The sequence below is a fragment of the Psychrobacter pulmonis genome (genome assembly GCF_904846465.1).
GTDB lineage: Bacteria > Pseudomonadota > Gammaproteobacteria > Pseudomonadales > Moraxellaceae > Psychrobacter > Psychrobacter faecalis.
Map to the genome: position 1 here is coordinate 208,464 of NZ_CAJHAT010000004.1, position 13,318 is coordinate 221,781.

Genomic DNA, 13,318 nt, shown 5'->3' on the forward strand with positions numbered 1-13,318 from the left:
AGTCATTTAATATACTAACATTAGGGTCTATTTGATTTTTTCAAATAGACCCTAATATAATGTATTAGCGAAAGTGGCTTGAAAAAGTGACTTAAGATATGACTAACTATGTAGGCAATTATGCAGATTTTCCTTGCTCGAAATAACGTACAAGCGGGTCCATACACGTTGGATCAGCTCAATATTATGCTCGCCTCAGGTGAAGTGGTATTAGATGATTTGATGTGGCATGAAGGCCTAGATCAGTGGCAGCGTGTTGGTAATTTAACCAATAATCAGACTTATTATCGTCCTGCTCCTATAGTGTCGGCAGATGATAATGACTCTATTATCAATAACGTCACTATCTTCCCAGAAGATTCTGCTAGTAGCACCTCTAAAGATGACAAAGCGGTATCGCTAGACAGATTGTATGGTAAGCCTGAACGTCCAGCAGACAATGCTAAAAATACCAATCTGGACATGACCACCAATCGTCAATATACGCCCAATAAAAATGTATCATTGAATAAGTCTGCTACAGTAAAAGCTGCCTCGCCTAAAGATAAAGTCGTCGGTAATGTCGTCCTTGCGCCGATTATGTCGCGGGTGTTAGCGACCGCAATCAATGGTTTGCTCTATGTATTAGCAATTTTACCGCTGGTCATGGCATTAACCAAAATGGATGTGGACTATACCAAATTTCAAAACATCCAAGATATGGATGCCGCGTATCAGTATTCCATGACCTTGATGGAAAGTATTCCTAGCAGCACTTTGATTATGTCACAAGTGATGGTGTTTGGTTTGTTTGCGCTGCAGCTAGTATTTATTACCTTGCGTGGACAATCACTTGGTAAGCTGATTACTGGTATTCGCGTCGTTGACCAAACCACCCACCGCTTGCCTTCTTTTAGCAAGCTTATTGGCATGCGTACGCTACTACTGTTTATTATTTACAACTTATTATTTTCATTTACTAGCTTTTTGGGTTTTGTGGTTATTATTGTTCATTATTATATGGCTTCAAAAAGTCCTGAAAACATTGGTTGGCATGACAAACTGGCTAAAACCTTAGTAGTGAAAGCCGATAATAGCCAATTGGTCAAACAACCCAAGGCAAAATAATGGGTTTATAAGTTTATTATAAAAACGATTGTTATAAATATCATAAGGTTATATGAAAAAGTGGCGTTTATACGCTGCTTTTTTATTGAAGAATTTATATTTACGTCTTTTATTATTTATTGACAGACGCTCAGTGATTAACCTTTGTGTTAAAGGCTGAGTACTGTTATAATACGGCGCTTTATAAACTAAGCTTATTACTATTGTTTTTGCAAAATTCGATAAGATTTGGGCTTACCTTATAAATCTCCTTGCTATTAACATAGGGTTAATAGCTACTAATCCGTAAGGAGTCATAATGCGACATTACGAACTGGTGTTACTTGTACACCCAGACCAAAGCGACCAAGTGGTCGGCATGGTTGAACGCTATATCAAGTTGGTTCAAGACAACGGCGGTACGATCCATCGTCTAGAAGATTGGGGTCGTCGTCAATTGGCTTACCCAATTAACAAAATTCACAAAGCTCACTACGTTCTTTTCAACGTTGAAACTGACGGTGAGACTTTGGCTGAACTTGAAGAATTATTCCGTTATAACGACGCGATCATTCGTAGTCTAGTTATGCGCCGTGACGAAGCTGTCACTGAAGAGTCGCAGTTAGCCAAGAATGCCGATGAAAAACGCGCACGCAAAGCAACGACTCGTCGTCCAGACAATCGTGAAAACGACGACAACGACAACAGTGAAGACTAATTAAAGGAGAATACTCATGGCACGTTTCTATCGCCGTCGCAAATTCTGCCGTTTCACTGCTGAAGGCATCACTCACATCGATTATAAAGATGTTGAATTGCTAAAACAGTACATCAGTGATAATGGTAAAATCGTACCAAGCCGCATCACCGGTACATCTACTAAATATCAGCGTCAGCTAGCCACTGCTATCAAGCAAGCTCGCTATCTTGCGCTACTTCCGTATACTGACAACCATCAGTAATTTAACCGTTAACTAGGAATGACTCATGCAAATTATTTTGTTACAGCGTATCGTCAACCTTGGTAAACTCGGTGAAACTGTCGATGTGAAACCAGGTTACGGACGTAACTTTCTTATCCCTCAGGGCAAAGCACTACCTGCAACTAAAGCAAACATTGAAAAGTTCGAAGCACGCCGTGCTGAGCTTGAAGCTGAAGAAGCAAAAGAAGTAGCGGTTGCTCAAGAACGTGCTGACGCGTTAACGGACGTTAATGTTATCATGCGCGCTAAATCAGGTGACGAAGGCAAGCTATTTGGCTCTATCGGTACTCGCGATATCGCTGAAGCATTGACTAACTCAGGTCTAGAAGTTGACCGTGCTGAAATCAAGCTACCTGAAGGTACACTACGTCAAGTGGGCGAATACAATGTTGATATTCAACTACACCATGACGTAACTGCTAGCATCTTAGTAACCATTCTTTCTGAAGATGGCGACAACGAAGATGCCGCTGAAGAAGTTGAAGACGACAACGAAGATTACTCAGAAGAGTAATTTTTGGTGGTAGTGTAAACTTACTACCCGTCTAAGAAAGCCAGTAACGTCATGTTGCTGGCTTTTTTATTTCTAAAATTTGCTAAATGCTATCTCATTAATACTTACAATAGTATTGTGTAGCAATAACTGGTAATAAAACACCTGCATAACCTATACCTAATAATAAAATACTGCTTATAAAGTCATCTTCATTAATCTCAGTGCTATTGCTATCCTAGCTGTATTTAGCCATAGATAAAATGGGACGATATGATAAACACTGATGACAAATTAATATGCATCCAAGGTAACGAGTTTTATAAAGAAGGTGAAATCTATACGGTCGGTAGGATTGTAAATAATAAGTATTTCCAGATATTGACCGGCAATAATGCCGACCATTGGTATGCAACCTTAGACGATGAAGGTATTTATGTTAGCTTTGATTCTATGAGCCCTAAAGACAATAAAGCATGGTTTGATAAGATAGATTAGAGGTTTTTATTGCTATATTGATGAAAGATAAACGATTATAAAAATTAGATAGAAAAATCATTACTCAAAAAGCTGGCTGTTATAAACAGTCAGCTTTTTTGGTTGAAAAACTAGTTTACGGCATTGTAAATAATTTACTGCTTGTGGCCAATCAGCCGCTATTTTTGGCGCCTCTTGCCGAGCGGCAATCATACTGGCAGCATTTATCCAGCCCGCATGACCGACTGCTAATACTGGTTTTTGACCCCTATTTTGCGCAGCCATCTCATTTAACCAGTTTTCCACACGCTCAAATAACTGCTGTAAACTCTCGCCGCCCTTAGGGGCAAAATCTGCAAAATGATCACACCAATCATCAATCTGTTGTTTAGGAATTTGCGCCCAAGGCCTGCCATCCCAGCCGCCAAAATCAATCTCTGCCAGCTCAGGGGCGACATGATATTGAAAGCCATGCGGCGCCAATATTTCTCCGACTTTTAACGAGCGCTGTAGTGGGCTGACCCAAATCACTTTTGGCAATTGATGAAAACGCACGAAGCGCTGTATTTTATTAGCAAGGCGTTTAATTTTGCGTTTATCGACACTGATATCAGTCTGTCCGATACAAAAGCCATTAGCCGCAATGGGCTTTGGATGGCGCCAAATATACAAAACCATTCGCTATCATTATCCTTTCTAAATAGTACGCTCAAAATTAAATAAAAGGGTTCGAGGCAGCAAGTCCGATATAAATAGCAATTTCACTTAACTGCTGCGTGGCGCCTAACCCATCACCGGTATAGCCATCTAAACGCCTGCGCAACAAGCGCCGCATATAATCCGTCGCTACGATGCCTAGTAATAAAGCCAATGACCATTGCCAAATACCAATTTGCTGCACGGTATTAGGAAATAGGAGCACGACCAGCAAGCCCGCTAATATGAGCCAACCACTGCTCAATAATCCTTGTAATGGCGTCAGCTGCTGCGCTATCGGTTTGGCTTTAGCATGCTCAATCTCACCGCCGTAAGGCAATAGCGCCAGTAAACTAATACATAATAAACGTGAGAGCGTATGTCCAATAATCAGCGCCACAATAGCCACTGATAAAGACATAGACGCCAATAAGCTGATTTTGATAAGTAACGCCGAGACCAATCCTAGTACACCATAAGTCCCTAAGCGCGAATCCTTCATAATGGTTAAAGTACGCGCGCGAGTCAGACCACCACCTAGACCATCACAGCTATCCGCAAGTCCATCTTCATGAAAAGCGCCAGTGAGCCTAATTCCAAAGGCCGTACTTACCACTGCCGCCACCAAAGGCGTAAATAAAAAACTACACAGCCAAAATATACCTGCACAAAGCAGCCCAACTAACAGACCTACCCCAGGAAAATGACGGCTGCTCTGGTGCAACCACTGCGGATTGTAATTGGCAAATTGCGGTACGGGCAGACGCGTTAAAAACTGTACTGCTACTAACAATAAACGCCATTCATACTTTATAAATTGACTAATACTTGGTTTAGACGGAGACTGGGGTAATGCATTTGGTTGATTCAATGTCTGATTTAATGGTTGTTTTGATGGCTTTTTTGATAATTGTGACATTAGCTATTTTGTCCACTGATACCAGCATCATTAAAACTTGCCATCTCATTGATAATCGCACAAGCCGACTGTAATAATGGATACGCCAGCGCCGCGCCACTACCCTCACCTAGGCGCATACCCATATTGAGTAACGGCTCAGCATTGAGCAGTTTTAATAAATGCGTATGTCCCGGCTCGACAGAATGATGAGCAAAGACAGCATATTGAGCAACACCAGGCGCTAGACGCTCGGCGACCAATAACGCACTACTAGCGATAAAACCGTCGATAAGAAGAATACGGCGCTCACTGGCTGCTTGCATCAGCGCCCCTGCCATCATCGCAATCTCAAGCCCGCCTAATGCCGCAAGTATGTCGAATGGCGTTTGCGCTTCACTGTGCCGCGCTAATACTTGAGTTAAAATACTTGCCTTGTGCTTTAATCCTGCATCGTCAAGGCCAGTGCCGCGACCGATACACTCGTCAAGCGGTATATCGCCCAATCTTGCCAGTAATAAACTGGCGGCGGATGTATTACCAATCCCCATTTCACCGACAATCAATAGATTGCCCGCCATACTCTTGACTACGTCCATACCATTTTCTAATGCGGCTAAACACTCTTCTGCTGTCATCGCAGGCTCGCTAAGGGCGTCGCGGCTTCCATAACGCACTTTATAATCGAGCAGTTGCGCGTGGTCTTTAAAAGGAGAATTGGCAAAGTCGGCATCGACACCAGCATCGACCACTTTTAGCTCAATATCATGCTGACGCGCTAAGACATTGATAGCAGCGCCGCCTTGCAAAAAGTTATAAACCATCTGCGCCGTCACCGCGCTAGGATATGCCGATGTGCCATGCTTGGTTAGACCATGGTCGGCAGCAAATACCCGAATTTGCGGTTGCTCAATATGCGGCGTGGTCGTACCTTGAATCAATCCCAACTGTACCGCGAGCGTTTCTAAACGTCCAAGGGCGCCAAGCGGCTTGGTTTTTTGGTCAACGATTTGCTGCAATTGCTGACGCAGCTCGTTATTTTCTATATTTGCAATCGTTGGTGCTATAAATGTGTTCAAGCAAACCACCCTAGTATTTATACAATTAAAACAAAACCCACATACTAGCAGAGTATCTCAGCTTTACCACGAATAAAATCAAATGAGAGCCGAATAGACTCCCTAGTAGGATAGATTTACGATAGAATATGCACCTTTAAAAATGCATATCACTATTGATGTTAAGCTAGACGCCAAACTCACTAAATGCTGTGTGAGTTGCATTAATAGCGATAAGAGATTAACAACTATATAGAGACAGTAATGATCGTATTTTGGCTGCTGCTGACCATTCTTTTTATCATTTTCGCCACTGCGAAGTTAAAATGGCATCCTTTTTTAGTATTAATACTATCTGCCTTTCTGGTCGCACTTTTCTACCAAGTACCGCTTAATACGGTCGCAAAAACTATCTCTGATGGCTTTGGCGGTATCTTAGGATATATCGGTCTGGTCATTGTGTTTGGAACCATCATTGGCTTAATCCTTGAGAAAACGGGTGCCGCCATCGTGATGGCAGAAACCGTCATTAAAGTTTTGGGACCGCGTTTCCCTACTTTGACCATGTCTATCGTTGGTGCTGTCGTATCTGTACCCGTGTTCTGCGACTCAGGCTATATTATTTTAAACTCGTTAAAAGAGTCTTTGGCTGAGCGTTTAAAAGTTTCGAGCGTGGCAATGAGTGTCGCATTAGCGACTGGCTTATATGCCACTCATACCTTTGTGCCGCCAACACCCGGTCCAATTGCAGCAGCGGGCAACTTGGGTCTTGAGTCAAACTTGGGCTTGGTCATCATGGTCGGTGTTGTCGTCACCACCGTTGCGGTACTTGCTGGTTGGCTGTGGTCAAATCGCTTCCTTGACGCCACGCCTGACAATATTGATGCCCTTGACGCAGTCGCCGTACCAGATAATATGAAGACTCGTGACGACTACAGCAAACTGCCATCAGCGACTATGGCATTTTTACCTATTATCGTGCCCATTGTATTGATTTGCTTATCGTCTATTGCCAATTTACCCAGCACACCATTTGGTAGCGGCATACTAACCGATATTCTCATATTTATTGGCAACCCATTAACCGCCCTATTAATTGGTTTGTTTTTATCATTCTTACTGATTAATACTGACCAAAAAACACAGCAGATTAGTGACAGCATCTCACAAGGCTTGGTAGTCGCAGCGCCTATTCTTTTAATTACTGGTGCTGGTGGCGCGTTTGGCGCTATGCTAAAAGTTACGCCAATCGGTGATTATTTGGGTACTACGTTATCTGCCCTAGGGCTTGGTATTTTTATGCCATTTATCGTTTCTGCGGCGCTCAAAACAGCACAAGGTTCAACCACTGTTGCTTTGGTCACTACTTCGGCGATGGTCGCTCCATTATTAGGTCAAATAGGTCTTGATAGTGAGCTTGGTCGCGTATTTTGTGTGATGGCGATTGGTGCAGGCGCGATGACTGTCTCGCATGCTAATGACAGCTTCTTTTGGATTGTTAGCCAGTTTAGTCGTATGAGTGTGGCGCAGGCTTACAAAGCCCATTCTATGGCGACAGGTATTCAAGGCGTGACCAGCATCATCTTTATTTGGCTATTGACCTTGGTATTTATCTAGCGCCTTAAGTAAATTATTGAAAGTCAATTTTTAAAATTTAAGTAATTAAAAAAGACTCAAAGAAACATTTAAAGAGAAAGTCATGAAAATTTTAATCGCCCCTGACTCGTTTAAAGAAAGTGTAGAAGCACTGGATGTCTGCCACGCTATTCAATCTGGCTTCAGCCAAGTGTTTCCTGACGCTGACTATAAACTGCTACCGATGGCGGATGGCGGCGAAGGGACTTCTGCAGTGTTGTCTTATGTGTTAGGTGGACGCTGGAAAGAAGTGCGTGTCCATGACCCTTTAATGCGACCAATTAACGCAAAATATTTATTACTCCCTGATGCAACTGCGGTCATTGAAGTCGCTCAAGCTTGTGGCTTACATCTATTGACGGTAGCAGAGCGTAATCCTGTCATTGCTAGCAGCTATGGCGTCGGCGAATTGATTGAGGATGCTCTAAATGAAGGCGTCAAGCGGATTATCATTGGTCTTGGTGGCAGTGCTACCAATGATGCAGGACTTGGTATGTTAACGGCGCTTGGTATGACGTTTCATGATAGTAATGACAACATCTTAGCCCAAGGCGGCGGCGCACTTGCTAACTTGCAACGATTGGATGCGACCAGCTTTCATGCAAGCGTCTTAAACACGGTGTTTGAAGTGGCTTGTGATGTCACCAATCCGTTATGTGGTGAATTGGGTGCCAGTGCCATATTTGGTCCTCAAAAAGGCGCTAGCCCGCAGCAAGTCCATGAGCTAGATAAATCGTTAACGCATTTTGTAAATGTGTGCGAGCAGCATGGCTATCAAGGCCATCAAGAGGTAGCAGGTGCCGGTGCAGCAGGTGGACTGGGCTATGCGTTAATGAGCTTTTGCCAAGCGGAGTTAAAGTCAGGTTTTGATACAGTGGCAAAAGTGGCCAATTTATCACAGCATATCGCCGATGCAGACTTGGTCATCACTGGTGAAGGCAAGCTTGATGCTCAGTCTGCTATGGGCAAAGTGGCAGGTGGTATTAGCCAAATTGCTAAATTGAGTCATACCCCCGTGATTGCTATTTGCGGCAGTGTTGATGGGCTAAAATCCGCTCAGACTAGCCAGTTTGACATCATTGTGCCCAGTATCCAAAAGCTAGATTCCCTCGATAATGTCTTTAAAAACGCTTATAACAATATTGAAATTACCGCTACTAATATTGCCGCAGCGATAAAATTGGGTCAACGCCTAAAACAGTATTTATAGAACTATATTATAGATGCTTAATTGGTAAGCTCGCTTTTTGTATCATAAAAAATGCTTTTCTCAATAACCAATAGCTTTAACAAAGCTACTCTGCCAACAACTTCGCCAACAATTCATTTATTTCGACTTTAAACTCTTTATCTTCGATTTTATTGGCGCTGATTTTAGCGTTTTGTAGACTTTTGATCGCAGCATCGGTTTGGCCCAATTCGATTTGCAGCTCAGCCATCGAAAAAGCAATCGATGCTAAATGGTCTTTTGAATTAATCGCTGCGGCTTTATCTAATGCTTTTTGATATATAACCAGCGCTTCATCCAAATCCTCGGTAAAGTCAGCCAAGGTTTCCCACTGTTCAGGATGGTCTTTATCGCTTTTTTCATTTTCATTACACAAATCTTTTAGCTGCGCATATAGCGCATCAAAGGTTTTTTGATCGTTCTTACTGTCCGCTTCTAGCAGCTTTTCTGCTAACACATAGATGGATTTATATATTTTGGTATTAATCATGATGGGTTACCCTGTTGGTTGCGCGTTATAGGCGTTGAATGATGTTGATTATAGACTAATTTATAACAATAGCTCATAGAAAAGGGCGTGATAGCAATCACACCCTTTTATTTTATCTGGCTTTCAACCTAAACAAGTAAAATAAGCAATTATTCAGCAGCGATAACGGTAATCTCGACCAATAACTCAGGACGAGCCAATGCTGATTCACCGCATGCACGCGCTGGTGGCTGGACGCCTTCAAACCATTTATCCCACACCTCATTCATTGCGGCAAAGTCTGACATACTTTTTAGCCAGACGGTTGCGGATAGCAGCTTTGATTTGTCACTACCAACTTCTTGCAGCAGTTTTTCGACTTTCTCTAAGCATGTCAAGGTTTGGGCTTTGATATCCTCTTCGCTATTACCCACTTGACCGGACAGATAAATGGTTTGGTTATGAATCACAATCTGACTCATACGTTGGTTACTATGCAGCTTTTGCATGAATTATTATCCTTAATTTTTAATGTTTCAGTTCTTTCAAATACCTGAACTGTCAAATATATAACGGCTCGATTTTTACTTAGACATTATTTAGCAAAAATTAGCGAGAAAAACGCTCGGCACTAAAGGGTTTAATATCAACCAACAGCGGTTTTTCGTGAATCATCTCCTCCACCAGACGACCAGTCATCGGCCCTAAGGTAAAACCCTGATGGCTATGACCAAAGGCAAACCATAATTTATCGTGCTGCGGCGCAGGACCAATGACTGGCTTCATATCCGGCATGCAAGGACGTGAGCCCGCCCAAGCTTCACTCTCGACGGCATCTTCTAGCGGCAGAATTTTGCGCGCAATTTTTAATACGGTATTTAATTGACCAAAATTCTTTGGCGCATTCATGGTGGTCATCTCAGCACCGGTAGTGATGCGGATACCTTGCTGCATCGGACCCATCACAAAACCCTTATCCATATCAAACATACTATGGTTGATGGTGTTTTTTTCCGTGACTTTAAAATGCTGATGATAGCCACGCATTGGGAACAGCGGCAAATCATAACCAAGCGGTTTGATTAAATCGTTAGACCAAGGCCCAGCAGCAATGACTAATTTATCACTATAAAAAGTGTCAGTGTCGGTAACAACTTTCCAGCCATCTGCTTCTTGGACGATTTCATTGACACCGCTTTCTTTGATGGTACCACCCATTTCTTGAAAGTTTTTTGCGTATGATTTCACCAATAAGCTCGGGTTTGACACTTGCCAAGAGTTTAGCCAATGAATCGCGCCAACGAACTCATCAAAATTGGCACTCGGCTCCATCGCTTTTAATTCGTCAAGCGTCAAGACATTGTGCTCAACGCCCTGATCACGGTCTTTGATTGCAGCATCAATAGCTGCTTTAAACGTCTCTTCAGAGCGATGCAACTGCAACCAGCCTTTACGGCTAATCAAATATTCAGCGCCAGACGCTTCAATCATGGTTTGGTGTTCACTGGTACAATGTTCAATCAGTGTCTGCCACTCCGCTTCGATTTTTTTAATTGAAGCTGGCGTCGAGTATTTCCAATACTGCAATAACGCTTGATGATAGCGCAAAATCGCTGGGATTCGATAGCGAATATCAGTGCCTTGGTTTGGCAATACGCGTATCATTTCAGTCAGCTGGCGTGGAAACGGATGAGTATGAATCGCCTCGCGCTGAATCAAACCAGCATTGCCATATGAAGTCTCAGAGCCCGGTAGTTTTTTGTCCAATAGTAAAACTTTGGCGTTATTTTTTTGTAAATGCCAAGCCGCTGAGGTGCCGACCATACCTGCACCGATAACGATCACTTCGTAGCGCATAACACGTCCTTTTTTAAGATTTTAATACAGAATATCAAGGTTGAGAAATAACAGATAAGGGAGTAATAGTAACGCATTGCGCATCAGATTAAACCCTTATCATAGAAATATTTTTGCTATTTAATACTTTCGGTTATGCGTTTAATTGAAAGCTATTTCTGATAGGAATAATGTAGAAATTATTAAGAAATTAGACCTATTTTGGCTAATCAAAATGCAAGGAATAAACCAATCACCACCAAATTGGATCCTCACTTGCTAGTGTTTCTAAAAGCTTCTTGCCAGTCTCGACCGTCAACTTATCGGCAGGTAGCTCAGCGATGAACCGTGACGGCTTATCAAAGTAACCCGAATAGCTTGAGAAATACTCGGGCGCAGTTAAAAATAATCTGCTCTTAGCACGGCTACAAGCAACATAAAACAGCTTACGCTCCTCCTCTAACTCTTCAAAATCACTGAGCGAGCGATAGTGCGGCGTCATACCATCGACGAGAGAATTGACAAACACCACTGGCCATTCAAGCCCTTTGGCACTATGAATGGTCGAGATAGTGACCTTATCTTTATCGTCGTCTTCTGGTTTATCCATAGTCGCCACAGAATCATTGGGCGGATCAAGGGCAAGATTTTCTAAGAATTTATCGAGACTGTCATGTTCTGTCGCTAAGTTTTTGAGTACACGAAAATCTTCACTACGTTCACGCCAATTCTCTTCAATCGTTTTTAATACAGGAATATAAAACGCTAAAATTCGCTCAATCACTATTTCCACTGACTCTGCCTGACTGGCTTTGGTTAAAGTCGTATGCAATGATTTAAGCTGTGGGCTTTTCTTCGCAAATGATGGTGCTAATAGCGGCTCAAAAGTATTGTTGTTAACATTATTATTAACATTGTTATCGGCATTAATCGCTTGGGTTAAGCGCGTCGCCGTTACTGCCCCTACCCCTTTAAACAAGGTTAAAATACGGTGCCATGCAATGGTATCATTTGGGTTATAAAGTATTTTGACAAAGGCTAAAACGTCCTTGATATGACGCCGCTCAATAAAGCGAATGCCGCCCACGACGATAAAGGGAATATTGCGTTCCATAAATTCAAGCTGAACGTAGTTGGATTGAAAGGACGTGCGGCACAAGACAGCAAAGTCCTCATAATCGTAATCTGGTTTTAATTCGATGATTTTATCTGCAATATATTTAGCCTCTTTTGTTTCATCACTTAAACGGCAAAATATTGGCTTAATGCCTTCTATAGATGCGCCCGAGTACAATTGCTTTTGATAGCCCAACGTGATTTGCGCCGATAAAGCATTGATATAATCAAGCACCGCTGGCGTACTGCGATAATTTTGCTCTAATTTAATCAGTTTTGCTTCAGGATAACTCTCGCCAAATAGTAAGATATTTTCATAATTGGCACCGCGAAAAGCATAGATGCTTTGGTTGTCATCACCAACGACCATCAGCGATACCGACGCCGGCGCACAAATCAAATCTATCAGCTCTTTTTGCGGAATATTGGTGTCTTGATATTCATCGACCATGACATAACGATAGTGCTGTTGTAGCAGCTGACGAAAGGTATCATTGTGCTTTAGATGGCGCACCACTTGGCTGATGATGTCATCAAAATCATATAAATGATTGGCGCGCTTATATTCATGAAAGTCGACCGCCAATTGCTCAATAATAGGTATATGAACCGCAATATCAGGATAACTGTTCTCGATTAAGTCGCGAATATGAATACGGCGGTTTCTAGAGGTTGAAAAGATATTTTGCAAGGTTTTTTTGCGCGGAAACGCCTGATTGGTTATTTTGGTCGGATACTTTTTTTCTTTATTAATCAAATCAATCGCATCTTCACTATCGCCGGTATCTAAAATCGTAAAGCGCGGATTGATACCAAGTAGCCCAGAATATTGACGTAATAGCATATTGCAAAATGAGTGAAAAGTGCCGCTAGTGATATCATTTAGCGCCTTACCATTTATGTGACTATCATCTAGACGGCTTGCCAGCAAAGTTCTAGCGCGACTTTTAATTTCATTGGCCGCCTTGCGGGTAAAGGTTAATAGCAAAATCTCTTTTGGCGCGACGCCATTTTCTATCAGATAGCTGGTTCTATAAGTCAAGGTTTTGGTTTTACCAGAGCCTGCACCGGCGATGACCAATACTTTGCCCTCAATAGTCGTGGCAGCCAACAACTGGTTAGGGTTCAGCTCACGAGCGTAATCCACTTGTAACCCTAAATGACTGGCAAGCCGTTTCTCTAATATTTCAGCATCCGCATTTATCAAGTTGGCCTCGAGCTTTTTAATCGCCTGCTCAAGCCGCGTCAGCTTGGGTTTCATGTCAACGAAATTTTGCGGATAATTATAATGGTGGGTAGCAAAAATGGTGGTCATTATTAACAATTGCCTTTGGTATGGTTTA

Annotated in this window: 14 protein-coding genes; 7 read left to right on the forward strand and 7 right to left on the reverse strand. The window is 42.4% G+C overall.

What is annotated here, in order from left to right:
- Window positions 1-120: 120 nt before the first annotated feature.
- From JMX70_RS08855 to JMX70_RS08875, 5 genes are all read left to right on the forward strand, one after another.
- Window positions 121-1,107 carry an RDD family protein gene (locus JMX70_RS08855; protein WP_227671217.1) on the forward strand — a complete coding sequence of 329 codons (987 nt, stop codon included), beginning with the start codon at window positions 121-123 and terminating at the stop codon, window positions 1,105-1,107.
- A 298-nt stretch (window positions 1,108-1,405) separates the two neighbouring features.
- A complete protein-coding gene (rpsF, locus tag JMX70_RS08860; RefSeq protein ID WP_068404828.1) occupies window positions 1,406-1,804 on the forward strand; it encodes a 30S ribosomal protein S6 in 399 nt (132 codons plus the stop codon).
- 16 nt (window positions 1,805-1,820) lie between these two features.
- Window positions 1,821-2,048, forward strand: a complete 228-nt coding sequence (rpsR, locus tag JMX70_RS08865; protein WP_068404827.1) for a 30S ribosomal protein S18 — start codon at window positions 1,821-1,823, stop codon at window positions 2,046-2,048.
- Window positions 2,049-2,073: 25 nt separating this feature from the next.
- Window positions 2,074-2,583, forward strand: coding sequence for a 50S ribosomal protein L9 (rplI, locus tag JMX70_RS08870; RefSeq protein ID WP_068404825.1), 510 nt, complete (start codon window positions 2,074-2,076; stop codon window positions 2,581-2,583).
- A gap of 252 nt (window positions 2,584-2,835) precedes the next feature.
- A complete protein-coding gene (locus JMX70_RS08875) occupies window positions 2,836-3,060 on the forward strand; it encodes a hypothetical protein (RefSeq protein ID WP_144298031.1) in 225 nt (74 codons plus the stop codon).
- A gap of 60 nt (window positions 3,061-3,120) precedes the next feature.
- On the opposite strand, the gene JMX70_RS08880 is transcribed toward JMX70_RS08875, so the two are convergent.
- From JMX70_RS08880 to cobT, 3 genes are read right to left on the reverse strand one after another with little or no spacing between them, the layout of a single operon-like run.
- A complete protein-coding gene (locus JMX70_RS08880; protein WP_201591358.1) occupies window positions 3,121-3,717 on the reverse strand; it encodes a histidine phosphatase family protein in 597 nt (198 codons plus the stop codon).
- A 37-nt stretch (window positions 3,718-3,754) separates the two neighbouring features.
- Window positions 3,755-4,654, reverse strand: a complete 900-nt coding sequence (cobS, locus tag JMX70_RS08885; RefSeq protein WP_201591361.1) for an adenosylcobinamide-GDP ribazoletransferase — start codon at window positions 4,652-4,654, stop codon at window positions 3,755-3,757.
- Window positions 4,654-5,721, reverse strand: coding sequence for a nicotinate-nucleotide--dimethylbenzimidazole phosphoribosyltransferase (gene cobT / locus JMX70_RS08890; protein ID WP_265089133.1), 1,068 nt, complete (start codon window positions 5,719-5,721; stop codon window positions 4,654-4,656). The genes cobS and cobT overlap by 1 nt, the downstream gene beginning before the upstream one ends.
- Before the next feature lie 234 nt (window positions 5,722-5,955).
- Between cobT and JMX70_RS08895 the strand changes: the two genes are divergently transcribed.
- Both JMX70_RS08895 and JMX70_RS08900 read left to right on the forward strand, forming a co-directional pair.
- Window positions 5,956-7,308 (forward strand): GntP family permease, encoded by a 1,353-nt coding sequence (locus JMX70_RS08895; RefSeq protein WP_068405516.1) that lies wholly within the window; start codon window positions 5,956-5,958, stop codon window positions 7,306-7,308.
- A gap of 82 nt (window positions 7,309-7,390) precedes the next feature.
- Window positions 7,391-8,536, forward strand: a complete 1,146-nt coding sequence (locus JMX70_RS08900; protein ID WP_068405519.1) for a glycerate kinase — start codon at window positions 7,391-7,393, stop codon at window positions 8,534-8,536.
- An 85-nt stretch (window positions 8,537-8,621) separates the two neighbouring features.
- On the opposite strand, the gene JMX70_RS08905 is transcribed toward JMX70_RS08900, so the two are convergent.
- From JMX70_RS08905 to JMX70_RS08920, 4 genes are all read right to left on the reverse strand, one after another.
- Window positions 8,622-9,044: a tetratricopeptide repeat protein gene (locus tag JMX70_RS08905; RefSeq protein WP_191692141.1), complete on the reverse strand. Its 423-nt coding sequence runs from the start codon at window positions 9,042-9,044 to the stop codon at window positions 8,622-8,624.
- A 149-nt stretch (window positions 9,045-9,193) separates the two neighbouring features.
- Complete coding sequence (locus JMX70_RS08910) at window positions 9,194-9,532, reverse strand: RidA family protein (protein ID WP_068405525.1); 339 nt, start codon at window positions 9,530-9,532, stop codon at window positions 9,194-9,196.
- Between the two features lie 100 nt (window positions 9,533-9,632).
- Window positions 9,633-10,880 (reverse strand): NAD(P)/FAD-dependent oxidoreductase, encoded by a 1,248-nt coding sequence (locus tag JMX70_RS08915; protein WP_201591366.1) that lies wholly within the window; start codon window positions 10,878-10,880, stop codon window positions 9,633-9,635.
- A gap of 232 nt (window positions 10,881-11,112) precedes the next feature.
- A complete protein-coding gene (locus JMX70_RS08920; protein ID WP_227671218.1) occupies window positions 11,113-13,290 on the reverse strand; it encodes an ATP-dependent helicase in 2,178 nt (725 codons plus the stop codon).
- Between the last annotated feature and the right edge of the window lie 28 nt (window positions 13,291-13,318).

Excerpts from the sequence above, each read along its gene's own strand:
- rpsR (WP_068404827.1), top strand. The coding sequence starts at position 1,821 with ATGGCACGTTTCTATCGCCGTCGCAAATTCTGCCGTTTCACTGCTGAA.
- JMX70_RS08875 (WP_144298031.1), top strand. The coding sequence starts at position 2,836 with ATGATAAACACTGATGACAAATTAATATGCATCCAAGGTAACGAGTTT.
- JMX70_RS08900 (WP_068405519.1), top strand. The coding sequence starts at position 7,391 with ATGAAAATTTTAATCGCCCCTGACTCGTTTAAAGAAAGTGTAGAAGCA.
- JMX70_RS08855 (WP_227671217.1), top strand. The coding sequence starts at position 121 with ATGCAGATTTTCCTTGCTCGAAATAACGTACAAGCGGGTCCATACACG.
- JMX70_RS08910 (WP_068405525.1), bottom strand. The coding sequence starts at position 9,532 with ATGCAAAAGCTGCATAGTAACCAACGTATGAGTCAGATTGTGATTCAT.
- rpsF (WP_068404828.1), top strand. The coding sequence starts at position 1,406 with ATGCGACATTACGAACTGGTGTTACTTGTACACCCAGACCAAAGCGAC.
- JMX70_RS08895 (WP_068405516.1), top strand. The coding sequence starts at position 5,956 with ATGATCGTATTTTGGCTGCTGCTGACCATTCTTTTTATCATTTTCGCC.
- JMX70_RS08915 (WP_201591366.1), bottom strand. The coding sequence starts at position 10,880 with ATGCGCTACGAAGTGATCGTTATCGGTGCAGGTATGGTCGGCACCTCA.
- rplI (WP_068404825.1), top strand. The coding sequence starts at position 2,074 with ATGCAAATTATTTTGTTACAGCGTATCGTCAACCTTGGTAAACTCGGT.
- JMX70_RS08920 (WP_227671218.1), bottom strand. The coding sequence starts at position 13,290 with ATGACCACCATTTTTGCTACCCACCATTATAATTATCCGCAAAATTTC.
- JMX70_RS08880 (WP_201591358.1), bottom strand. The coding sequence starts at position 3,717 with ATGGTTTTGTATATTTGGCGCCATCCAAAGCCCATTGCGGCTAATGGC.
- cobS (WP_201591361.1), bottom strand. The coding sequence starts at position 4,654 with ATGTCACAATTATCAAAAAAGCCATCAAAACAACCATTAAATCAGACA.
- JMX70_RS08905 (WP_191692141.1), bottom strand. The coding sequence starts at position 9,044 with ATGATTAATACCAAAATATATAAATCCATCTATGTGTTAGCAGAAAAG.